Here is a 22,579-nt window from a genome sequence, read left to right on the forward strand (position 1 = left end):
GCTTACTTGCCTTTGATCACCGCTTTGGCTTCTGGATATTTTTCGCCATATGTTTTATAGAGCCAATCCCAGTCCGGCACTTCCCCGCGTTCCTCGGGAGGCCTCGAGAAAGTCCACGAGCGCCCACCAAAGCTGAAAGGTCCCACCCGCGCGCTGAGTGGAAACATCCATGCGTCTGTGCAGTCGATGTCCTTGCTCCAATCGTTCTCGCCGACCTTTGGTTGCTTGAGCAGCACTTCGCAAAACCCTTGTGCCAGCGTTTCCCCGCCGTTGGCATCGATGGCGCCGAGCAGAGTTTTCAAGTCATCGCCTGTGAATTCGATCGATGGGCCCGTGACGTCCGGGTGAAAGGTCGGCGTCAGGATATGCCAACGTTTGACCGTTCGGGGGCCAACCCCTATCTGCTCGAATGCCCAAATCCGCATCCCCGCAATGCACTCCAGCTTCGCCATCGTGCGACTGAGCATCACCGACACGCGCCCGCCCCCGGCACTCAGGTCGGCAGGTTCAAATTCCAGAGGCGTCTCGATCTTCTTGTCCTTGTTGCGGCTCATCACCGTCATGTAGTCCAACGCCACACAAAGCCGAGGCACCTCGTTCAGCGGCGCGCCAGCGCTTCGGCTGGCGCGTTGCGTGCTGACCTGCCTGATCACCCCGCTGGTCGGTTCCAGCAAGGAGCCCGAGGGTGGCCGCAGGGTCCAGCCATCGAGTTCGTGATCGAGGTTCTGCCGGCCAATGGGGCCGCCGCAGCTGCTGACGATGAAGCGCGTGTGGTGGCGCGCCGGTGCTTTCTGCTCCTTCTGGATGCCGGGGTCGATCGCACTCGTGACCTCGATGACCCGCCCCCCGCTGGCCGGCTGGCGCCAAGCCACGGTGTAGACGCCACTGCGGTGGCTGTGGCCGCTGAAGTGCCAGTCGACCATGGTGTCTGGCGTCACCGCGGGTGCGTCGTTACGATCGGCGGCATTGCCGCTGCCTTCGGTTCGCACGCAGTGCTCGAAGTACTTGTCCTGGTTGATCTCGCAGGTGCCGGTGTTCACGGTGTTGAAGCCCGGCCGGCCTCCGGGCAGAAGCGTGTAGGTGTTGCTGGCGGGCCTGAAGCGCATGTCTTGCGGCTTGGCCGAATAGGCAATGGGCTCGTCGTAATTGATGATGGTGAAGTGGCTCGCAACCGTGAGGCTCGCGCCGGGGCTGGTGCGCTTATGGCGTTGTGCCTGACCGAGCAATCGCAGCTGATTGGTGCTGAAGGATTGCGGTGCACGTGGCAGGATGCCTGCACCTTGCTTGTCGATGGACGTAAAGATCGCGCCCGTGACGATGTTCTTGAAGTTCTCGCCCTGGCCCCAACCCAACGCCGCAATCACCTGTGTGGCGGGGCCGCTCTCGTCAGGCTCGACGCCCAGAGCGATCAGCATGTCTTCCAGCGGAGTGAACAGCGTGTAGAACCAATCGTAGTTGTCCACCTTGTAGTTGTTTCCGGTGAGCGCCTGACCATAGGTTGGACCGTAGGCCAGCGTGGTCTCGTAGATGGTCATGTTGTGGTCGGCCGAGATGCCTTCGTTGGGCATGTTGGCGCTCCACTTGCTGGCGCCGTCGAAGTCAAGGTAGGACGTCTCCAGGTCCTTGATGCCGAGGTTCTTGTTCTTGTTGACCAGCCTGCGCCCGACCTCGGCCTTGAGGCCGATGGTGCTGACTTGGTGCGTGCCACCGCGCGGGGTGTTCACGGTCCGGGTTGCGGTGAAGGGGCGATCGCGCCCGTAGCTGTCGCCCAGCGCGTCGGTGGTGTCCTCCATGACGCCCATGGAGGCAGCCCATTCGTTCAGGCGCGGGCTGATGCCGTAGGGAACCGAATACGCCTCGTGATTGCCGCTGGTCATGAACACGGGCAGCAGCAGCTCGTTGTAGGCGTAGCGCACGAGGCTGAAGGCCAGCATGTCGTCCTGCCCGCGGGGGTACAGGCCAGGTGTGTTGACATTGTTGAGCACGTTGAACTTTTTCCATTGCTCACCAATGCCATCAGGGACTTGGGCGGGATCGATGTTGCGATTGAAGTCGATCAGGTCACCGGTCAGCAGCAGGGCCGTGTCCGGCTTCTTGCCGGCACCGATCTTGTCGAAGAGTTCCTTGAGCGCATTGAAGCTGTTGCACACGCGTGAGCCCACCGGAAGGCTTGTGTACTGCGCGTCTTCGATGACGCGCGCGGGCGACTTGGCCAGCGCGTTGTGTCGCACGTTGATGTGCACATCGCTCAGGTGTCCGAGATTGAGCGGTTCGTTGCCGGCCAGCTTGATGACTGGGTGCCAGGCGGCCAGGCGCTCGGCGCTGTTCGTGATCAGGGTGCGGGCCTTCTGCGCGGTCTGAGGGACGTCGTATTCGAGCAGGCAGGTTTCCTTGCCCTGGCGCGCGCTCGTGGCATTGGCCGCTTGGTGCCGGTAGCGAAGGTCTTCGACCTGGGCGATGAGGAAGGATTCGACCAGCAGATCCTGCGAGTGCACCGTGCTGGCAGCGCAGAGCGTGGGCAGGTTCTCCTTTTGCTGTTGAGTGGGTTCGACCATCCATGCAAAGCTCTTGAAGCTGCCGGACTCCGGCTGCACGCTCAGCGTGGCCAGTTCAAGCTCGACCTCATACACATAGCCTCCCGCGAAGCCCGATTCGGTGTACGCCTTGACTGCCTGTGGGCTGAGGGTGGCGAACACCTCGCCTTTCTGGTTGTAGATGAGCGCGCCTGCATCGAACCTTGCGACTCGCCAGACTTTGATGGCACTTTTGGCCGTGGCGCAGTCTTTGCCGTCACCGGTGAGTTCGCCGGACTGGATGTCGGCGTCGGGCTTGGGACCTTTCATCCCGACGAGACGCAGGTGCCGTGCCACCGTGGCGGCAGCGATTTTCTCGCTGTCGCCGTCCATGGGGATGACCTGAGAGCGCTTGTCCTGCGTGTCCCGGGCTCCGTTGTTGTTGGCGACGCCGAGCGATGCGGTGGCGATGAAGAGGCTGCATTTCTTCTGGCCAGGGCCAATCAGCAGCGGGGCTCCCAGGCTCGGATACAGAATCACCGCCACCTTTTGCGCCGGGTCGCTGCAATCGCACACCGAGGTGCCTGTGTGGGGTTCGTTGGTCATGGGCTACCGCGTTCTGGGACCACGCGCTGAAGCGTTGGCCGGTGAGGAGTTGGGTGAAAGGAGCGTTCGGGCCTGCGCGTCGCAAAGCCATGAGGAACACCGGTTTGCGGTTGCATCCCCAGGCTTCGCCTTCGGCTATCACTGCGTTGATCTGATGGGGACGGGAGCCACCCAGCGTGATCCGGGATTCGGCGTCTTGAGCCGAAGCTCATGTGCAAACAGCTGGCTGAGTCCCTCCTGGTTCGCCAGCCGCACAAGTTCCAGCAGGCGTTGTCTAAGGACAAGGGGGATCGAGGGGGCAATGGAAAGTGGGCGCGGCATCGACGTCTTCCGTGACAAGCCAAGAGGTCGAAGTAGTCTGCGGGGATGCCGTCGCATGCACTGCGAACAATCGTCACCCGAAGCGGGCGTGCCTTAGAAAATTGCGATGAGCGTGGAAAAGTGGGGTGCTCATCGCGGCGGCGCGTGACGCTAGCCGGCCTGCGCCACCTCGAAGATGTCCCGCAGCCACCTCGTGAACACCCGCACGCGCGACGACAACTGCCGGTTCTGCGGATACAGCACCGACACCGGCATCGGCGGCGGCGCAAAGCCCGGCAGCACCGCCTGCAGGCGACCGTCCGCCAGCTCGGCCGCCACGCGGTAGCGCGGCACCTGCACCAGCCCGAGGCCCACGACGGCGGCGCCCGTGTACAGGTCGGCGCCGGTCACCGACACGGTGGCGGCCAGTTGCACGGGGCGCACCTGACCGTCGACCGTGAACTCGAGCGGCAGCGCCTTGCCCGTGCTGCTCGACACGTAGTGCACCGCGCGGTGCGAGGCCAGCGCCGCGAGGTCGACGGGCTCGCCGTGTGCCGCGAGGTAGCCGGGGCTCGCCACCGTCACCTGCGGCAGCAGCGCAACGCGCTGCGCGACCAGCGACGAGTCCTGCAGCGGGCCGGCGCGCAGCACGCAGTCCACGCCTTCGCGCACCAGGTCGACCAGCCGGTCGTCCTCGCCGATGTGCAGCTGCAGGCCCGGATGGCGGGCGAGGAAGGCGGGTAGCGCCGGCACCACGAAGTGCCGCGCCAGCGTGCCCTGCAGGTTCACGCGCAGCAGGCCCTGGGGCGCCGCGTGGGTGAACGCGCCCTCGGCCTCTTCCACGTCCGCCAGCAGCCGCACGCAGCGCTGGTAGTGGGCCTCGCCGTCCTGCGTGAGGCGCACCGTGCGCGTGGTGCGCTCGAGCAGCCGGGCGCCCAGGCGCGATTCGAGCCGCTGGATCAGCGTGGTGAGGGTGGCGCGCGGAATCTGCAGGTCGTCCGAGGCCTGCGTGAAGCTCTGGCGCTCGGCGATGCGCACGAAGGCCTGCATTTCCTGGAAGCGGTCCATGGGGTCGCTCTTCGTGCCTATTGTTTAAGTAAATGGAATTTTATTGACGAATTGGTGCTGATTATCTTTTGGGTGGAATGGCCGACCATTCGCTTCATCCACTCACCACCCCCAAGGAATCGCGCCATGAACACCGCCGCCACTTCTTCCTCGCTTCCCACCCGCGTCGCCCTCGTCACCGGCGCCTCGCGCGGCATCGGCGCCGCCGTTGCACGACGGCTCGCTGCCGACGGTTTCGCCGTCGCCGTCAACTACGCCGCGGGCGCCGCGCCGGCCGAAGCGCTGGTCGCTGAACTGAAGGCCACGGGCGCCCGTGCCCTCTCGGTGCAGGCCGACGTGGCGAACGCCGAGGCGGTGCGCACGATGTTCGACACCGTCGAAGCGCAGCTCGGCCCGGTCGACGTGCTGGTCAACAACGCCGGCGTGCTCCAGACCGCGCCGCTGGCCGCGCACAGCGACGCGCTCTACGACCAGACCTTCGACATCAACGTGCGCGGCACCTTCAACACCCTGCGCGAGGCCGCGACCCGGCTCGCCGAGGGCGGGCGCATCGTCAACTTCTCGAGCACCACGCTCGCGCTGCACATGCCCGGCTACGCGATCTACAACGCCACCAAGGCGGCGGTCGAGGCCTTCACGCACGTCTTCGCCAAGGAGCTGCGCGGCCGACGCATCACGGTGAACGCCGTGGCGCCGGGGCCGGTCGCGACCTCGCTGTTCCTGGACGGCAAGACCGACGAACAGATCCAGGCCTTCGCCCAGATGCCGCCGCTGCAGCGCCTGGGCCAGCCGGAAGACATCGCCTCGGTGGTGTCGTTCCTGGCGGGGCCGGACGCGGGATGGGTCAACGGGCAGGTGCTGCGGGCCAACGGCGGCGTGGCCTGAGCGGTGGCCTCTCACGACATCCACGGAGCACGCACCATGCATCCGCCTTCACCCCGCACGGCCACCCCGCGCTTCTTCAGCCTCGCCTACACGGCGTTCACGGCCGCCGCTGCGGTGGTGGCTGCCGTCGCCTCGGCGATGGCGCTCGTGCTCGAACTGCCCGTGTGGGCGATGTTCGTCGGCTGGGTGGCGTTCTACACCCGCGGCGCGACCGCACGCGACGGCGTGTTCAACCTCGTCTGCGTGAGCCTGGGCCTGCTGATCGGCAAGGGTGCGGCCTTGGCCATCGCCGCGCTGGCCCCGATCGCGGGCGCCGCGGCGCTGCCGGTGGTGGTGCTGTTCGTGGCGCTCCTCGTGGTGTCGATGCGCAGCGTGCCGCGGCTGAACAACCTGCTGTGCTACTTCCTCGGGCTGATCGCGTTCTTCGCGGTCCACCAGCCCCCTTCGCTGTCGCTGTTCGCCACGCTGGCCGGCGCGGCGGCACTCGGATCGATGGCGGCGTGGCTGGCCCACCTGCTGCAGCGCCGCGTGCACTGACCACCGGACTTTCCTTTCTTCCCTCCCACCTTCATTCAAGGGGTTCCATCATGCAATCCGTCATCCTCGTCACTGGCGCCGGCTCCGGCATCGGCAAGCTCAGCGCGCAGGCGCTCGCCGAAGCGGGCCACATCGTCTATGCCTCCATGCGCGACATCGCAGGCCGCAACAAGGCGCGCGCGGCCGAGCTGCGTGCGCTGGCCGCGGCCCAGGGGCTTCAGCTGCATCCGATCGAACTCGATGTGCTGTCGCAGGCCTCCGCCGATGCCGCCGCGGCGACCATCGTCCAGGCGCAGGGCCGCCTCGACGTGGTGATGCAGAACGCGGGCCATCTCGTGGTTGGGCCGACCGAGGCCTTCACGCCGGAAGACATCACCCGGGTGTTCGACACCAACGTGCTCGGCGCCCAGCGCGTGAACCGCGCGGTGCTGCCGTACCTGCGGCAGCAGGAGTCGGGGCTGATGCTGTGGATCAGCAGCACGACCACCAAGGGCGGCTTTCCGCCGTTCATGGGCCCGTACGGCGCGGCCAAGGCGGCCATGGATTCGCTGGCGGTGACGCTGGCCTACGAGATCGCGCGCTTCGGCATCGAGACCTCGATCGTCGTGCCGGGCGCGTTCACCCGGGGCACCGATCACTTTCCGAGCGCGGGCAAGCCGTCCGATGCGGCCATTGCCGCCGCCTACGGCCGCTACGACGGCGTGATGGACCGCATCGGCGAGCGCCTGTCCGCCCTCACGCCCGAGCATGCCGATCCGCAGGCCGTGGCCGACGACATCGTGCGCATCGTGGGCCTGCCGGCCGGCACGCGGCCGATGCGTTCGCTGATCGACTTCGTGGGCGACGGTGCGGCCGAGGTCTTCGAGGTGTCGGAGCGCGTGCGCATCGATTTCGCCCGGCGCATCGGCATGGGCGACCTGCTCGAGGCGAAGGTCCGGCGCTGAGCGGGGCGCTGTCAACAAGAAGCGGTGGATCTTCCTGTCCAATAGCGGCATGGAACATTCACCGAACGACGTGACAGAGCGCCTGAACGATCTCGAGATCAAGTCGAGCTATGCCGAAGACCTGCTCGAGCAGCTGAACATGACGATCTACCGGCAACAGCAGCAGATCGACAGCCTGATCCTGCAGGTCGCGCAACTGCGGCTGCAAAGCCAGAACGCAGGGCAGGATGGAGGCGCGCGTAACTTGCGCGACGAACTCCCGCCCCACTATTGAGGAAGAGCGCTCAGCCGTGCGCGTGCCAGAGCACGGCGAAGAAGTGGCAGGTGCTGCCGGCCAGCACGAACAGGTGCCACACCGAATGCGCGTAGCGCACCTTGTTGTCGAACAGGAACACCACGGCCCCGGCTGTGTAGAACAGCCCGCCGGCCACGAGCCAGGCCAGCCCGGCCGATGACATGCGCTCGTACAGCGGCACCGCCGCCATCAGCGCCATCCAGCCCATCGCCACGTACAGGCCGGTGGACCACAGCGGGTGCTGCAGGCGGTTGAACAGCTTGGCGCCCACGCCCAGCACGGCGGCGGCGGTGATGGCGCCGAACAGCGTCCAGCCCCAGGGGCCGCGCAGCACGCCGAACAAAAAGGGCATGTAGCTGCCCGCAATGAACAGGTAGATGGCCGCGTGGTCGAGGCGGTTGAACCAGGCCTTGGCGCGGCCGATGGGCAGCGCGTGGTACAGCGTGGAGATCAGGTACAGCACGATGGCCGTGCCCGCGAAGAGCGAGGCGCCCACCACGGCCGCGGCCTGGCCCTTCTGGGCGGCGCTGTAGACCAGGATCGGCAGCGAGGCGATCGCCAGCAGCAGGCCCAGGCCGTGGCTCAGGGCGTTGAAGAGCTCTTCCATCGCGGTCTGGTCGCGCGCGGCGGACGCCTGCTTTTTCTGCAGATCGGTGGAATGGGCGGGCTGCAGCTGCAGCGGCGGGCTATTCGTCATCAGGAACAGAGCCTCCGGGATCGGTGTTGGTTCCGCAAGAATTCGCGAAACCGGCAGATCATGTTACTTGACCTGCTGTTTGCCGAGTTTGCGTGCCAATGTGCGCCGATGCATGCCGAGCCGGCGCGCGGTTTCCGAGATGTTGAAGCCGGTCTCGGCCAGCATTTCGTGGATGCGTTCCCACTCCAGCGTCTTGATCGAGGTCGAGCGGTTGGTCAGTTCGACCTCGGTGGTGCCGGCGGCGCGGCCGAAGGCGGCCTCGATGTCGTCGGTGTTCGAGGGCTTGGCCAGGTAGTGGCAGGCGCCGAGCTTGATGGCCTCGACGGCGGTGGCGATGCTCGCGAAGCCGGTGAGCACCACGATCAGCATCTCGGCGTCGTGCCGGTGCAGCATCTGCACGCAGGCCAGGCCCGAGGCCTCGCCGTTGAGCTTCAGGTCGACCACGGCGTAGCCGGGCGAGGGGCCGTCGCCTTCCTCGAGCAGCGCTTCCACCTCCTCGAGGTTGCGCGCATGCACCACCACGTAGCCGCGCCGCTCGAAGGAGCGGGCGAGCGTGCGCGCGAAGGCCTCGTCGTCCTCGACGATGAGCAGCTGGCGGACTTCGGCGGTGTCGGGGGTGGACGTCATGGACTGGTGGGGGCCTTGGGGGCGGCGGTGTCCGCGAGGGCGGTGGCGGCGTCGTCTTCGTCCTCTTCGAGCACGATGGCCGCCAGCGGCAGCGTGATGGTCACGATGGCGCCGCCCTCGGGGCGGTTGCGCACGGCGACGCGTCCGCCCAGGGTGCGCGCCACGTTCACGACCAGGAACAGGCCCAGCCCGCCGCCGGGACGTCCCTTGCTCGACTGGTAGGGCTTGCCGAACTCCGCGAGGATGGCCGGCATGAAGCCGGGGCCCGCGTCGGTGACGGTGATGGTGAGCGCGTCGGCGTCGTGCGTGGCTTCCAGGCGCAGCCAGTGCGGCGAGGCCTCGAGCGCGTTGTCGAGCACGTTGCACACCATCTGCTTGATGGCCGAGTCGGACACCATGGGCAGGTCCTGCCCGAACAGGTTCTCGTAGTCGAACTCCTCGACCGGGCGCGTGGTGCGCCATTCTTCGACGAGGTCGTCCAGGAAGGTGCGCACGGTGGTTTCTTCGGACGATTCGCCGCGCGTCTCGCCGGCCGACAGCAGGATGCCGCTCACGATGCTCTTGCAGCGCTGGATCTGCACTTCCATCTCGGCCACTTCCTGCAGCAGCTCGGGGTCGGAGCTGAAGTGAGGCAGCCGGCGCCAGTCGCCCAGGATCACGGCCAGCGTGGCCAGCGGCGTGCCCAGTTCGTGCGCTGCGCCCGAGGCCAGGAGGCCCATGCGCACGATGTGTTCTTCTTCGGAGGCGCGCTGGCGCAGGTCGGCCAGCCGCGCGTCGCGCACGCGCAGGTTGCGGCTGATGCGGGTGATGAAGACCACCAGCAGCGCCGCGTTGAGCGCGAAGCACACCAGCATGCCCTGCACGTAGGGGCTCCACAGGCCGCGGTCGTGGTCCAGCGGCAGCGGCAGCGGGCGCGAGAACAGCGCCAGGCCCGCGAAGCACAGGCCGGTGATGACCACGATGGTCCAGGTCGACCAGGCCTTGAGCAGCACCGCGCCCAGGATCACCTGCAGCAGGTACAGGAAGACGAAGGGGTTGGTCGCGCCGCCGCTGAGGTACAGCTGGGCCGTGAGCGTGGCCACGTCGACCAGCAGCGCCACGAACAGCTCTTCGTTGGTCACGCGGCCATGGATGCGCAGGCGCAGCAGGCTCACCATGTTGAACAGCGCCAGGCAGGTGAGCACCTGCAGCATGTGGTTCAGCGGCAGGCGGATGCCGAAGCCGTAGTGCACCACGAGGATGGTGGCCACCTGCCCGACCACGGCGAACCAGCGCAGCTGGATCAGCTGCTGCATGTTCTGGTGGCCGATGGCGTTGTCTAGGCTCGCGACGCCCGCGCGCGGGGCGTGCAGCTCGCCGGCCACCGCGACGAGCTTGTCAGTCGCGGCGGGCATCGGCGGGGTCGGGGCGTGCGGCGTCGGCATGCGGCACATTTTCGCCGCTGCCGCCGGGGGCCGCCCGTCGGCGCCGGTCGTCGCGCCACACGAACCCATAGGCGCCGAGCACCATCAGCGCCAGCCCGTACCAGGTGAGGGCGTAGACGAGGTGGCTGTTGGGGAAGGCGATGACGGTCAGGCCGCCTGCCGGCCACGTGGGCGCGGCCTGTGCGGGCGCAGCGCCGGCCTCGGCATCGACGAAGTAGGGCGCCACGTCGGCCAGGCCGCGCGCGGCGGCAATGGCCTGCACGTCGCGCGAGAACCAGCGGTCGGCCGCGGGGTCGTTCGTGCGCAGGAAGCCGCCCTTGGGCTCGGTCAGGCGCAGCAGGCCGGCCACGGTGGTGTCGCCCTGGGGCTCGGGGGCAGTGCGCGCCGCGCGTTCACGCACTTCAGGCGGCACGAAGCCGCGGTTGACGAGCACGACGCTGCCGTCGGCGGTGCGCAGCGGGGTCAGCACCCAGAAGCCGGCACCGAGCCGGGTGCTGGCCTGCACCAGCGCTTCCTTGTCATGGAGGAACGTGCCGCGCAGGCGCACGTGCCGGTATTCGTCGTTGGCCGCGTTGACCGTGGGCCATTCGGATCGCGCCGGCGCGTCGGCGGCCGGGGCGTGCACGCGCTGGTCGACGCGGGCGATGAGATCGAGCTTCCAGGCCCTGCGCTCGACCTGCCAGGTGCCGAGCGCAAGAAAGCCGGCAAAGGCCAGGAGGGCGCAGACCGCCAGCGCCGCACGCGTGACAACGGAGCGCGGGCGGGCGGCCGGGGCCATCAGGGCATGTTCTTCATGTCGTGGACCATGGCCGGCATCATGTTGGTGTTCATGTGATACATGACCCACAGCGAGCCGGCCAGCGTGATGACCACGAGCACCAGCGTGAAGATCAGCGCCAGCATGTTCCAGCCGCCTTCGGACTTGGCGTCCATGTGCAGGAAGTACACCATGTGGACCACGATCTGCACCACGGCGAAGCCGAGGATGACGAGGGCGGTGGTGCTCGGGTTGGCGATCACCTTGCCCATCACGAGCCAGAACGGGATCGCGGTCAGGATCACGGCCAGCACGAAGCCGGTCATGTAGCCCTTGAAGGTGCTGTGGCTCACGGGGCCGTCGTCGTGGTGGTCGCCGTGACCGTGGCTGTCGTGTGCGCCGTGGCCGTCGTGTGCGGCGGTGGCGGTGTGTGCGGGGGCGCTCATGCCATCGATCCCATGAGGTAGACAAAGGTGAAGACGCCGATCCACACGACGTCCAGGAAGTGCCAGAACATCGACAGGCACATCAGGCGGCGGCGGTTGGCGGCGGTGAAGCCGTGCTTGGGCAGCTGGACCATCAGCACGACCAGCCAGATGATGCCGAAGCTCACGTGCAGGCCGTGCGTGCCCACCAGCGCGAAGAACGACGACAGGAAGGCGCTGCGCTGCGGGCCGGCGCCTTCGTGCAGCAGGTGCGCGAACTCGTACAGCTCCAGGCCGATGAAGCCCAGGCCGAGAAGGCCCGTGATGCCCAGCCACAGCAGCACGCCGCCCATGCGCTTGCGCTGCATCTCGAGCATCGCGAAGCCGTAGGTGATCGACGACAGCAGCAGCAGCGAGGTGTTCATCGCCACCAGCGGCAGGTCGAACAGGTCGGCGCCCGAGGGGCCGGCCGCGTAGCTGCGGCCCAGCACGCCGTACACCGCGAACAGGCAGGCGAAGATGAGGCAGTCGCTCATCAGGTAGAGCCAGAAGCCCAGCAGCGTGCCGTTCTCGGGGTGGTGGTCCTCGTTGCGGACGTGGAACAGGTCGAACGCCGGTGCGTTCGCGTTCCGGGAGGGGAGGGCGGTGGTATCAGACATGGGCGGTGGCCAGCAGGCGCGTGCGTGCTTCTTCGGTGCGAACGACTTCTTCCGCGGGGATGTAGTAGTCGCGCTTGTAGTTGAAGGTGTGGGCGATGATCGCGACCATCATGGCCACGAAGCCGATGCCGGCCACGAGCCACATCTGCCAGATCAGGGCAAAGCCGCACACCGCGCTCAGCGCCGCGATGATGAAGCCGGCGGCCGTGTTCTTGGGCATGTGCACGGGGCTGAAGCCGTCCAGCGGACGCTGGTAGCCGCGGGCCTTCATGTCGGTCCAGGCGTCGTTGTCATGCACGCGCGGCGTGAACGCGAAGTTGTAGGCCGGCGGCGGCGACGAGGTCGACCACTCCAGCGTGCGGCCGTTCCACGGGTCGCCCGTGGTGTCGCGCAGCGACTCGCGGCGGATGAAGCTCACCACCAGCTGGATCAGGAACGAGGCGATGCCCAGGGCGATCAGCACGGCGCCGACGGCGGCGACCTGGAACCAGATCTGCAGCGACATGTCCTGGAAGTGGCTCATGCGGCGGGTGACGCCCATCAGGCCCAGGATGTACAGCGGCATGAAGGCCATCCAGAAGCCGACGATCCAGAACCAGAACGAGCACTTGCCCCAGAACGGATCGAGCTTGTAGCCGAAGGCCTTCGGGAACCAGTAGGTGATGCCCGCCAGCATGCCGAACAGCACGCCGCCGATGATCACGTTGTGGAAGTGGGCAATCAGGAACAGGCTGTTGTGCAGCACGAAGTCGGCCGGGGGCACGGCCAGCAGCACGCCGGTCATGCCGCCGATCACGAAGGTGATCATGAAGCCGATGGTCCACATCATGGGCAGCTCGAAACGGATGCGGCCGCGGTACATGGTGAACAGCCAGTTGAAGATCTTCGCGCCCGTGGGGATCGAGATGATCATCGTCGTGATGCCGAAGAACGAGTTCACGCTGGCGCCGGAGCCCATGGTGAAGAAGTGGTGCAGCCACACGAGGTACGACAGGATCGTGATCACGACCGTGGCGTACACCATCGAGGCGTAGCCGAACAGGCGCTTGCCCGAGAAGGTGGAGACCACTTCCGAGAAGATGCCGAAGGCCGGCAGGATCAGGATGTACACCTCGGGGTGGCCCCAGATCCAGATCAGGTTCACGTACATCATGGCGTTGCCGCCCATGTCGTTCGTGAAGAAGTTGGTGCCGACATAACGGTCCAGCGACAGCAGGGCCAGCACGGCCGTGAGCACCGGGAAGGCGGCCACGATCAGCACGTTGGTGCAGAGAGCCGTCCACGTGAAGACGGGCATCTTCATCATGGTCATGCCGGGCGCGCGCATCTTCACGATGGTGGCCAGCAGGTTCACGCCCGAGAGCAATGTGCCCACCCCCGCGATCTGCAAGGACCAGATGTAGTAGTCCACCCCCACGTCAGGGCTGAACAGGATGCCCGACAGCGGCGGGTACGCCAGCCAGCCGGTCTTGGCGAACTCGCCCACGAACAGCGAGGCCATCACGAGGCCGGCGCCGAAGGTGGTCATCCAGAAGCTGAAGTTGTTCAGGAACGGGAAGGCCACGTCGCGCGCGCCGATCTGCAGCGGCACCACGAAGTTCATGAGGCCCGTGACCAGCGGCATCGCCACGAAGAAGATCATGATCACGCCGTGGGCGGTGAAGATCTGGTCGTAGTGGTGCGGCGGCAAAAAGCCCGCGTTGTCCCCGAAGGCGACGGCCTGCTGGGCCCGCATCATCAGCGCGTCGGCGAAGCCGCGCAGCAGCATCACCAGGCCCAGGATGATGTACATGATGCCGATCTTCTTGTGGTCGATGCTGGTGATCCAGTCGCGCCACAAGGTGCCCCACAGCTTGAAGTAGGTCACGGCGCCCAGCAGCGCCAGGCCGCCCAGGATCACGGCCGCGAAGGTCACGAGCAGGATGGGCTCGTGAAGGGGAATCGCCTCCCAGGAGAGGCGGCCGAAGACGAGCTTCGTCAGGTCTAGGTTCTGCAACATCTTAGTCTTCGGTGGTGCACATCGCGGTGACGTACTTGCGCTTGGGCGTGTCGAGGGAGTCGGCCTGCCAGGCCTGCTTGGTGGCGACGTTGAAGGCGCCGGGCTTGCCCAGGCCGCCGTCGGCGTCGATGGCCATCATTTCCTTCATGCACATCTTGTTGCGGTCGACGCACAGGTTCAGGATGGCGTCGTACAGGGCCGGGTCGACCGCGGCGTAGTGGCGCACGGGCTCGCGCTCGCTCGGCACTTCGAGCTTCTTGTACTGCTCGCGGGTCAGTTCGCCCTCTTTGCCGGTCTTGACCTTGGCCACCCACTGGTCGAAGCCGTCATGGCTCAGGCCGTGGAACTTGAAGCGCATGCCCGAGAAGCCCGCGCCGCTGTAGTTGGCGGAGAAGCCGTCGAACTCGCCCGGCTTGTTGATCACCGCATGCAGCTTGGTCTCCATGCCCGGCATGGCATAGATCTGGCCGGCCAGCGCGGGGATGAAGAAGGAGTTCATGACCGACGAGGCCGTGATCTTGAAGCTGATCGGGCGGTCCACCGGGGCGGCCAGCTCGTTCACCGTGGCGATGCCCTGCTCGGGGTAGATGAAGAGCCACTTCCAGTCCAGCGCCACCACCTCGACCACCAGCGGCTTGGTTTCGGCGGGAATCGGGCGCTGCGCGTCCAGGCGGCTCAGCGGGCGGTACGGGTCCAGCGTGTGGGTGCTGATCCAGGTGATCGCGCCCAGCGCGATGATGATCAGCAGCGGCGCGGCCCAGATCGCCAGCTCGAGCTGCGTGGAGTGGTCCCAGTCGGGGCTGTAGGTGGCCTCCTTGTTCGACTGGCGATAGCGCCAGGCAAAGAAGATGGTCAGGGCGATCACCGGAATGATGATGATCAGCATCAGCACCGTGGAGACGACGATCAGGCGTCCCTGCTGGTTGGCGATGTCGCCGGAGGGGTTCAACAGCACCGTGTTGCAGCCCGCCAGGAAAATGGCGGAAAGCAGCAGAAGTGCTCGGCGAAGGGTCTTGAGGATGTGCATGCCGGGAGAGGAAAGTGCGAAGGCCGCGCAAAAATGACCCTGCAATCTACGCCGCCCAAGGGATTCCGCCTATTGGACGTTTTGTCCTATGGCGGTAAACGCAATTCGGTGAGACGCTACAGGGTGTCCAGAATTTCCCCTGTGTCGTGCCCCGGCATGACATCCGAATTACAGCCAGCCAGCTAGCAAGATGACGACGTCCAGCATCAGTCCACCAGGCGCCCAGCCTGTGTCGCACCCGACCGAAGGCGGCGCCCGCGCCGCAGACGCCGACCATTCGCGCATCGCCCCGGGCGAGATCGCGGTCGGCGTGGTCATCGGCCGCGCCTCCGAGTATTTCGACTTCTTCGTCTACGGCATCGCCTCGGTGCTGGTGTTCCCGGCGGTGTTCTTCCCGTTCGAGCAGCGCCTGGAAGGCGTGCTCTGGGCCTTCGTGATCTTCTCGTTCGCCTTCATCGCGCGCCCCTTCGGCACCGTGATCTCGATGGCGATCCAGCGGCGCTTCGGGCGCGAGACCAAGCTGACGATCGCGCTGTTCCTGCTGGGCACCTCCACCGCCGGCATCGCTTTCCTGCCGGGCTACGCGAGCATCGGCTTCACGGCCATCGTGCTGCTGTCGATCTTCCGCTTTGCCCAGGGCCTGGCGCTGGGCGGCTCGTGGGACGGCCTGCCGTCGCTGCTGGCGCTGAACGCACCGCCCAACAAGCGCGGCTGGTACGCCATGCTGGGCCAGCTGGGCGCGCCGCTGGGCTTCTTCCTGGCCAGCGCGCTGTTCGCGTACCTGTATTCCAGCCTGCCGCTGGCCGACTTCCTCGACTGGGGCTGGCGCTACACCTTCTACGTGGCCTTCGCCATCAACGTCGTGGCGCTGTTCGCGCGCCTGCGCCTGGTGGCCACCGACGAGTACGCGCGCCTGCTCGAAGAGCGCGAGCTGCAGCCCACCAGCGTGGTCGAGCTGACCCGTTCGCAGGGCGCCAACCTGCTGATCGGCGCGTTCGCCGCGCTGGCCAGCTACGCGCTGTTCCACCTGATCACGGTGTTCCCGCTGTCGTGGATTTCGCTGTATTCCGACCAGTCGATCACCGAGTTCCTGATCGTGCAGATGGTCGGCGCGGTGTTCGGCGCCATCGGCATCGTGGCCTCGGGCCTGATCGCCGACCGCATCGGCCGTCGCTTCACGCTCGGCGGCCTGGCCGCCATGATCGCCGTGTTCAGCGGCTTCGCGCCCACGCTGCTCGACGGCGGACGCATCGGCCAGGACATCTTCATCGTGCTGGGCTTTGCGCTGCTGGGCCTGTCGTACGGCCAGGCAGCTGGCGCCGTGACCTCCAACTTCGCGCCCAAGTACCGCTACGTGGGCGCGGCCCTCACGGCCGACCTGGCCTGGCTCATCGGCGCGGCCTTTGCCCCGCTGGTCGCCTTGGGCCTGTCGGCGCACTTCGGCCTGGCCTTCGTGAGCATCTACCTGCTGTCGGGCGCGCTCGGCACGCTGGCGGCGCTGGGGCTGAACCGGGCGCTGGCGCGGGACTGACCGGCAGCATTGCCGTTTCTCGAAACAAGGGGCCGATGGCCCCTTTTTTCATGGCCGCCGCACCACTCGCTTAGGATTCGCCTCGATGTTCACCGCCGCCATTTTTGACATGGATGGGCTGCTGATCGATTCGGAGCGCCCCATCATGGCCGCCTGGATCGCCGCGGCCCGTACGCTCGATGTCGAGCTTTCGCACGCCCAGTACCTGCAATGCGTGGGGCTGGCCATGAGCGAATCGAAGCAGATCCTCGCGGCGCTGCTCGGCGGCCCTGCCGCCTACCAGCACGCGGCGACGCAGGTGACCGCCGCGCTGCAGCTGGAACGCGCCGACGGCGACGCCCGGCCGCTCTTTCCCATCAAGCCCGGCGCGGCCGAGTTGCTCGCCGCCTTGCGCGGACGGGGCACGCGCTGCGCGGTCGCCTCGTCGTCCACGCGCGGCCAGATCGCGGCCTGCCTGGGCAGCCTCGACGTGCTTCACCACTTCGAGGCCTTCGCGGGCGGCGACGAGGTGGCGCGCGCCAAGCCCGACCCGGCGCTGTACCGCCTCGCGGCCGAGCGCCTGGGTGTGGACCCGGCCGATTGCGTCGCCTTCGAAGACAGCGAGAACGGCGCCAAGGCCGCGCTCGCCGCCGGCATGCGCGTGGTGGTGGTGCCCGACCTCAAGCACCCGCCCGAGGCGATCGTCGCGCAGGCCTTTCATGTGCTCGATTCGCTGCACGACGCGATGCCGCACGTGCCGCGCTGGTTTCCCTGACGAGGTCAGGGCCCGGGTTCAGTTCAGAGCACTTCGTCGCGCAGCTGCGGGAACACCTTCGACACCTTGGCCAGCAGGTAGTCGCCGTAGCGGCCACTGAAGGCGTGCACGTTGGCGCGGTCCCAGCGCTCGGCGCTGTCGTCCAGCGCGTCGGCGCCGGCCAGGCCTTCGATGCGCTGCACGCGGGCCTCGAAGTTCGGGTCGAAGAACAGCGGGAACGACAGCCGGTCGCGGCCCGAGGTGTTGCGCTTCACGCGGTGCGGCGTCGACTTGTAGAGCCCGCCGGTCATGCGGTCGAGCATGTCGCCGATGTTGCAGACGAAGGCGCCGGGCACCGGCGGGGCGTCGATCCAGCCGCCCGGCGTGTGCACCGCGAGGCCGCCCACGGTGTCCTGGTGCAGGATCGTGAGCAGGCCGTAGTCGGTGTGCTCGCCCACGCCCCATTGCACGTCCAGCCCCTCGGGCACGGCCTGCGTGGGGTAGTTGAAGAGGCGGAACAGGATCAGCGGGTCGCCCGTGTAGCGTTCAGCGAAATAGGAAGCGGGCAGGCCGAGGCTCAGCGCGATGCCTTCCATGAGCCGGTGGCCCAGCTGCGTGACGGCGTCCATGTACGCGAGGATGGTCTCGCGAAAGTCCGGCACGTCGGGAAAGAGATTCGGCCCATGCACCGGCGTCTTCGCCTGCACCAGCGGGTGGTCGGCGGGAAGTTCGGTGCCCAGGTACAGGCCTTCCTTCCAGTCGGGGCGGCCCGAGGTCAGCTCGCCGCCGCGCGGAAAGAAGCCGCGCCAGGCCCGGCCGCCCAGGGCCATGCGCCATTGCATCTTGGTTTCCTCGGGCAGGTCGAAGAACTGGTGGCTCAGGTCTTCGAGCCGCTGGACCAGCGCGACGTCGACGCCGTGGCCCGTGACGTAGAAGAAGCCGTGCGCGCGGCAGGCGTCGCCGATCTGCGCTGCCACGCGGTCGCGTTCGGGCGTGCCGGCCACCAGCGGGGCGACGTCGATGAGGGGGAGGGAGGAGTCGGTCATGCGTCTCTCGAAAAAGGCGAACGGATGTCGGACAGGAACTGCTGCGCACGCGGGTGCTGCGGGCGGTTGAAGAAATCGTCGGGCGTGGCGCGTTCGAGCACCTGGCCCTGGTCCATGAAGAGCACGCGGTCGGCCACCTCGCGCGCGAAGCCCATCTCGTGCGTGACGCACACCATGGTCATGCCGTCGCGCGTGAGGTCGCGCATCACCAGCAGCACCTCGCCGACCATCTCGGGGTCGAGCGCGCTGGTGGGTTCGTCGAACAGCATCAGCGGGGGCTTCATGGCGAGCGCGCGCGCAATGGCCACGCGCTGCTGCTGGCCGCCCGACAGCTCGCCGGGCCACGCATTGGCTTTGTTCGCGAGGCCCACGCGCTCCAGCAGCGCCATCGCCTGCGCGTCGGCCTCCTTGCGCGACAGGCCGTGCAGCTGCATCGGCGCCATGGTGCAGTTCTGCAGCACGCTCAGGTGCGGGAACAGGTTGAACTGCTGGAACACGAAGCCGATGCGCGAGCGGAACGCGTTCACGTCCAGGCCGGGCGCGTGGATGTCCTGCCCGTCAAGCGTGATGCGGCCCGACTGGATCGGCTCCAGCCGGTTGAAGGTGCGGATCAGCGTCGACTTGCCCGAGCCCGAGGGCCCGCACACCACGACCACCTCGCCCTTGTGGATGGTCTCGGTCACGTCGACCAGCGCGTGGTAGCTGCCGTACCACTTGTTGACTTGTTGGAGTTCGATCATGCGGGCACCTTGAGGGTGACGGCGGGAAGGCCGCGGCGCGCGAGCCGGCGCTCCAGCCAGTAGGCGAAGCGCGAGAGGCCGAAGCACAGGATGAAGTAGGTCAGGCCCAGGATCAGGTAGATCTGCGCCGGCTTGGTGAACACCTGCGTGTTGATCTGCGTGGCGATGAACGACACCTCGGCCAGCCCGATGATGTAGCCCAGCGAGGTCTCCTTGATGGTCGAGACGAACTGGTTCACCAGCGAGGGCAGCATGCTGCGCAGCGCCTGCGGCAGCACCACGAGGCGCATCGCGCCGAAGTAGCTCAGGCCGAGCGCGCGCGCGGTTTCCATCTGCCCGCGCGGCAGGCCCTGGATGCCGGCGCGCACGATCTCGGCGAGGTAGGCGGCATCGAAGATCACGAGCGCGATCAGCATGGTGGTGAACTGGTCGGTCTTCACGCCCGTGACGCTGGGCAGGAAGAAGTAGGCCCAGAAGATCACCATCAGCAGCGGCAGGCCGCGCACCACGAACACCAGCGCTGTGACGGGCCAGCGCACGCAGCGCCACGGGCTCACGCGCGCCAGGCCGAGCACGATGCCCAGTGGCAGCGCGAGCACCAGCCCGCACGAGGCCAGCAGCAGCGTGAGCACCAGGCCGCCGAGCGGGCCGTTCGGGTACTGGCCGATGAGGAAGTAGACCCAGTAGTCGTTGATGATTTCCAACATGACGACCGCGCCTTCAGATGGTCCGCACCGGGAACCGGTGGTGGTACCAGGTCGCCAGCCCGGTGATGGCCAGCGACACAGTCAGGTACGCCGCACTCGCGAACGCGAACGACTCGAAGCTGCGGAAGGTCGCGCTCTCGACCTGCCCGGCCTGGTACATCAGTTCGGCCACGCCGATCACCGTGGCGATCGAGGTGTTCTTCCACAGGCTCAGCGTCTGCGAGATGAGCGGCGGCACGGTCACGCGCAGCGCCTGCGGCAGCACCACGCGGCGCATGGTGGCCAGGAAGCTGAAGCCCAGCGCGCGGCCGGCCTCGAACTGCACCGCCGGGATCGAGCGGATGCCGCTGCGGATGTCCTCGGCCATGAAGGCCGCCGTGTACAGCGACAGCGCCACGATCGCGCTGTAGGCCTCGATGTGGCCTTCATAGAGCCAGGTCTTCAGGCCCTCGGGCAGCAGCTCGGGCGCGCCGAAATACCAGAACAGCATGTGGGCCAGCAGCGGGATGTTGCGGATCGATTCCACGTACGCAAAGCCGAGCCAGCGCAGCGGCGCCAGCGGCGAGAGCCGCAGCAGCGCCACCACCAGCGCCAGCGGCAGCGCGAAGACGAGCGAGACCGCGAGCAGCTGCAGCGACAGCCACAGGCCCGCGACCAGCATGTCGTGGTACTGGCCGGTCAGCAGCAGCGAATAGTCGAACAGGGGCATGGGAAACGGAAGGCACGGCGAAAGGCGCCGGGGCGCACATGGTACGCATGCGCGCCGTGCCGCTCAAAAGCGAAGGGCGGGTCGCATGGCGGCCCGCCCCTGGTGTGCCGAGCGCGGGGCTCAGTCGATCTTGTCGGTCTCGAGCTTGAAGTCGCGCGTCTGGAAGCCCGACGCCGTGTTCGGGCCGTACCACTTGAGGAAGATCTTCTGCGCTTCACCCGACTTCTCGAGTTCACGCAGCGTGTCGTCCACCACGGTCTTCAGGCCGCTCTCGCCCTTCTTGATGCCGATGGCCAGCGACTCGGTGCTCAGGTTCTGCTTGAGCACCACGTACTGCGCCTTCTGCGGGCCCAGCTTGGCGTAGCTGCGCAGCAGCGCGGCCTCGTCGTCCACGTAGCCGACGCCCTTGCCCTGCTGCAGCGCCTGGAAGGCCTGCTGGCTGGTGTCGAAGGTCACGACCTCGGCGGTGGGCACGGCCTTGCGGATGTTGGGTTCCTGCGTGCCGCCGCGGATGGTCAGCACCTTCTTGCCGCCGAGCTGCGGCACGTCGGTGATGCCGCTGGCCTTCTTCACGATGGCCTTCTGGCCGGTGACGAAGGTGGTGAGCGAGAAGTCGATCTGCGCCTCGCGTTCCTTGTTGTGCGTGAGGCCGGCGGCCACCAGGTCCACGTGGCCCTGCTGCAGCTCGGGAATGCGCGCGGCCACGGCGATCTGCTTGAGCACCGGCTTCACGCCGATCTTCTTGGCGATGGCGTTCACCAGGTCGACCTCGTAGCCGACGATCTGGCGCGTCTTCGGATCGATGAAGGTGGCGGGCTCGTCGGTGCCGAGCACGCCGACCACGAGTTCGCCCTTCTTCTTGATGTCGGCGAGCTGGTCCGCATGGGCGGCAACGCCGGTCAGCAGGGCGGAAGCGGCAAGGGCCGCGGCAAGCAGGGTGTGGCGCATGGTGGGGATCGTCCTCTCTCCAGAGTGAAATTCAGGCCGGAACCATATCAATAAAACCCAAGATTATTAAATCGTCAATCGACATATGCATATGGGGCTGATGAATCGGCCTGTTGCCGGCTGGGTTAAATTCGCGACGCCGCGACGTGCCCCGCCGCCGTCCCCCGAATGTCTTACCGAGCGAGCTTTTCATGATCATCCAACCCCGCGTGCGCGGCTTCGTCTGCGTCACCACCCACCCCGTGGGCTGCGAAGCCAATGTCCGGCAACAGATCGACTACGTCAAAGCCAGGCCCCCCATCGCGGGCGGCGCCAAGCGCGTGCTGGTGATCGGCGCGTCCACCGGCTACGGCCTGGCCGCGCGCATCACCGCGGCCTTCGGCTGCGGCGCCGACACGCTGGGCGTGTGCTTCGAGCGCGCGGGCAGCGCAACCAAGCCCGGCTCGCCCGGCTGGTACAACACCGCCGCCTTCCACCGCGCCGCCACGGCCGAGGGGCGCTACGCCAAGACGATCAACGGCGACGGCTTTTCCGACGCGGTGAAGCAGCAGGCCATCGAGACCATCCGCGCCGACCTCGGCCAGGTCGACCTCGTGGTCTACAGCCTGGCCGCGCCGCGCCGCACGCACCCGAAGACCGGCCAGGTCTTCAACTCCGTGCTCAAGCCCATCGGCAAGGCCGTGACGCTGCGCGGCCTGGACACCGACAGCGGGACCGTGAAGGAGTCGGTGCTCGAGCCCGCCACGCAGGAAGAGATCGACAACACCGTTGCCGTCATGGGCGGCGAAGACTGGCAGATGTGGATCGACGCGCTGCAGCAGGCCGGCGTGCTGGCCGACGGCGCCAAGACCACGGCCTTCACCTACCTGGGCGAGCAGATCACGCACGACATCTACTGGAACGGCTCCATCGGCGCCGCCAAGAAGGATCTTGACGAGAAGGTGCTGGACATCCGCGCGCAGCTGGCGGCCAAGGGCGGCGACGCGCGCGTGTCGGTGCTGAAGGCGGTGGTCACGCAGGCCAGCTCGGCCATTCCGATGATGCCGCTGTACCTGTCGCTGCTGTTCAAGGTGATGAAGGCCGAAGGCACGCACGAGGGCTGCATCGAGCAGGTGCACAGCCTGTACGCCGACAGCCTGTACGGCGCCACGCCGCACCTGGACGACGAAGGTCGCCTGCGCGCCGACTACAAGGAACTGGCGCCGCAGGTGCAGGCGCGCGTGCAGGAACTGTGGCCGCAGGTCACCGACGCCAACCTCAACGAGCTGACCGATTTCGCGGGCTACAAGACCGAGTTCCTGCGCCTGTTCGGCTTCGCCGTCGAGGGCGTGGACTACACGGCCGACGTGAGCACCGATGTGGGCATTCCCGATCTGATCCAACTCTAGAGTGCCCTCGAAGG

22 protein-coding genes are annotated in these 22,579 nt (G+C 67.0%); 7 read left to right on the forward strand and 15 right to left on the reverse strand.

The genetic code is table 11. The features are described 5' to 3' along the window. Positions 1-2: 2 nt before the first annotated feature. Together ACAM42_RS08495 and ACAM42_RS08500 are read right to left on the reverse strand one after the other, a co-directional pair. On the reverse strand, positions 3-3,119 hold the full coding sequence (locus ACAM42_RS08495; protein WP_369631724.1) for a metallophosphoesterase: 3,117 nt from the start codon (positions 3,117-3,119) through the stop codon (positions 3-5). Positions 3,120-3,590: 471 nt separating this feature from the next. After that, positions 3,591-4,487: a LysR substrate-binding domain-containing protein gene (locus tag ACAM42_RS08500; protein WP_369631725.1), complete on the reverse strand. Its 897-nt coding sequence runs from the start codon at positions 4,485-4,487 to the stop codon at positions 3,591-3,593. A 126-nt stretch (positions 4,488-4,613) separates the two neighbouring features. Here ACAM42_RS08500 and ACAM42_RS08505 point away from each other — a divergent pair, with 126 nt between their 5' ends. From ACAM42_RS08505 to ACAM42_RS08520, 4 genes are read left to right on the forward strand one after another with little or no spacing between them, the layout of a single operon-like run. After that, positions 4,614-5,372 carry an SDR family oxidoreductase gene (locus ACAM42_RS08505; protein WP_369631726.1) on the forward strand — a complete coding sequence of 253 codons (759 nt, stop codon included), beginning with the start codon at positions 4,614-4,616 and terminating at the stop codon, positions 5,370-5,372. A gap of 36 nt (positions 5,373-5,408) precedes the next feature. After that, positions 5,409-5,909 carry a DUF1097 domain-containing protein gene (locus ACAM42_RS08510; protein ID WP_369631727.1) on the forward strand — a complete coding sequence of 167 codons (501 nt, stop codon included), beginning with the start codon at positions 5,409-5,411 and terminating at the stop codon, positions 5,907-5,909. Positions 5,910-5,959: 50 nt separating this feature from the next. Continuing rightward, complete coding sequence (locus ACAM42_RS08515) at positions 5,960-6,853, forward strand: SDR family NAD(P)-dependent oxidoreductase (protein ID WP_307586241.1); 894 nt, start codon at positions 5,960-5,962, stop codon at positions 6,851-6,853. A gap of 49 nt (positions 6,854-6,902) precedes the next feature. Then, on the forward strand, positions 6,903-7,127 hold the full coding sequence (locus ACAM42_RS08520) for a SlyX family protein (RefSeq protein WP_062469081.1): 225 nt from the start codon (positions 6,903-6,905) through the stop codon (positions 7,125-7,127). 10 nt (positions 7,128-7,137) lie between these two features. Here the strand turns inward: ACAM42_RS08520 and ACAM42_RS08525 are convergent, their stop codons facing one another. The 8 genes from ACAM42_RS08525 to cyoA all read right to left on the reverse strand — a co-directional run bounded on the left by ACAM42_RS08525 (position 7,138) and on the right by cyoA (position 14,763). Continuing rightward, on the reverse strand, positions 7,138-7,755 hold the full coding sequence (locus tag ACAM42_RS08525; RefSeq protein ID WP_062469435.1) for a hemolysin III family protein: 618 nt from the start codon (positions 7,753-7,755) through the stop codon (positions 7,138-7,140). A gap of 153 nt (positions 7,756-7,908) precedes the next feature. Continuing rightward, complete coding sequence (locus tag ACAM42_RS08530) at positions 7,909-8,472, reverse strand: response regulator transcription factor (RefSeq protein ID WP_369631728.1); 564 nt, start codon at positions 8,470-8,472, stop codon at positions 7,909-7,911. Further along, positions 8,469-9,866 carry an ATP-binding protein gene (locus ACAM42_RS08535; RefSeq protein WP_307637147.1) on the reverse strand — a complete coding sequence of 466 codons (1,398 nt, stop codon included), beginning with the start codon at positions 9,864-9,866 and terminating at the stop codon, positions 8,469-8,471. The genes ACAM42_RS08530 and ACAM42_RS08535 overlap by 4 nt, the downstream gene beginning before the upstream one ends. Continuing rightward, positions 9,850-10,674 carry an SURF1 family protein gene (locus tag ACAM42_RS08540; protein ID WP_369631729.1) on the reverse strand — a complete coding sequence of 275 codons (825 nt, stop codon included), beginning with the start codon at positions 10,672-10,674 and terminating at the stop codon, positions 9,850-9,852. The genes ACAM42_RS08535 and ACAM42_RS08540 overlap by 17 nt, the downstream gene beginning before the upstream one ends. Further along, positions 10,674-11,099 (reverse strand): cytochrome o ubiquinol oxidase subunit IV, encoded by a 426-nt coding sequence (gene cyoD, locus ACAM42_RS08545; RefSeq protein WP_369631730.1) that lies wholly within the window; start codon positions 11,097-11,099, stop codon positions 10,674-10,676. The genes ACAM42_RS08540 and cyoD overlap by 1 nt, the downstream gene beginning before the upstream one ends. Then, positions 11,096-11,737, reverse strand: coding sequence for a cytochrome o ubiquinol oxidase subunit III (gene cyoC / locus ACAM42_RS08550; protein ID WP_062469091.1), 642 nt, complete (start codon positions 11,735-11,737; stop codon positions 11,096-11,098). The genes cyoD and cyoC overlap by 4 nt, the downstream gene beginning before the upstream one ends. Further along, positions 11,730-13,736, reverse strand: coding sequence for a cytochrome o ubiquinol oxidase subunit I (gene cyoB, locus ACAM42_RS08555; protein WP_369631731.1), 2,007 nt, complete (start codon positions 13,734-13,736; stop codon positions 11,730-11,732). Before cyoB ends, cyoC begins: the two co-directional genes overlap by 8 nt. Before the next feature lies 1 nt (position 13,737). Next, positions 13,738-14,763: a ubiquinol oxidase subunit II gene (gene cyoA, locus ACAM42_RS08560; protein WP_062469097.1), complete on the reverse strand. Its 1,026-nt coding sequence runs from the start codon at positions 14,761-14,763 to the stop codon at positions 13,738-13,740. A 190-nt stretch (positions 14,764-14,953) separates the two neighbouring features. Here cyoA and ACAM42_RS08565 point away from each other — a divergent pair, with 190 nt between their 5' ends. Continuing rightward, positions 14,954-16,294: an MFS transporter gene (locus ACAM42_RS08565; RefSeq protein ID WP_369631732.1), complete on the forward strand. Its 1,341-nt coding sequence runs from the start codon at positions 14,954-14,956 to the stop codon at positions 16,292-16,294. 85 nt (positions 16,295-16,379) lie between these two features. Continuing rightward, entirely contained in the window at positions 16,380-17,048 is a 669-nt protein-coding gene (locus ACAM42_RS08570) for an HAD family phosphatase (protein WP_062469103.1), read from the forward strand. 23 nt (positions 17,049-17,071) lie between these two features. Here the strand turns inward: ACAM42_RS08570 and ACAM42_RS08575 are convergent, their stop codons facing one another. The 5 genes from ACAM42_RS08575 to ACAM42_RS08595 form a co-directional block, all read right to left on the reverse strand. Continuing rightward, positions 17,072-18,073, reverse strand: a complete 1,002-nt coding sequence (locus ACAM42_RS08575; RefSeq protein ID WP_369631733.1) for an isopenicillin N synthase family dioxygenase — start codon at positions 18,071-18,073, stop codon at positions 17,072-17,074. Beyond that, positions 18,070-18,813 (reverse strand): amino acid ABC transporter ATP-binding protein, encoded by a 744-nt coding sequence (locus ACAM42_RS08580; RefSeq protein WP_369631734.1) that lies wholly within the window; start codon positions 18,811-18,813, stop codon positions 18,070-18,072. Before ACAM42_RS08580 ends, ACAM42_RS08575 begins: the two co-directional genes overlap by 4 nt. Further along, positions 18,810-19,520 carry an amino acid ABC transporter permease gene (locus tag ACAM42_RS08585; RefSeq protein WP_369631735.1) on the reverse strand — a complete coding sequence of 237 codons (711 nt, stop codon included), beginning with the start codon at positions 19,518-19,520 and terminating at the stop codon, positions 18,810-18,812. The genes ACAM42_RS08580 and ACAM42_RS08585 overlap by 4 nt, the downstream gene beginning before the upstream one ends. 13 nt (positions 19,521-19,533) lie before the next feature. Continuing rightward, positions 19,534-20,229, reverse strand: a complete 696-nt coding sequence (locus ACAM42_RS08590; RefSeq protein ID WP_056578440.1) for an amino acid ABC transporter permease — start codon at positions 20,227-20,229, stop codon at positions 19,534-19,536. Positions 20,230-20,349: 120 nt separating this feature from the next. Then, positions 20,350-21,177 (reverse strand): ABC transporter substrate-binding protein, encoded by an 828-nt coding sequence (locus ACAM42_RS08595; protein WP_369631736.1) that lies wholly within the window; start codon positions 21,175-21,177, stop codon positions 20,350-20,352. A 191-nt stretch (positions 21,178-21,368) separates the two neighbouring features. Here ACAM42_RS08595 and fabV point away from each other — a divergent pair, with 191 nt between their 5' ends. Beyond that, positions 21,369-22,565, forward strand: coding sequence for an enoyl-ACP reductase FabV (gene fabV / locus ACAM42_RS08600; protein WP_369631737.1), 1,197 nt, complete (start codon positions 21,369-21,371; stop codon positions 22,563-22,565). Positions 22,566-22,579: the final 14 nt, after the last annotated feature.

The sequence above is a fragment of the Variovorax sp. V35 genome (assembly GCF_041154465.1).
Lineage (GTDB): Bacteria > Pseudomonadota > Gammaproteobacteria > Burkholderiales > Burkholderiaceae_C > Variovorax > Variovorax boronicumulans.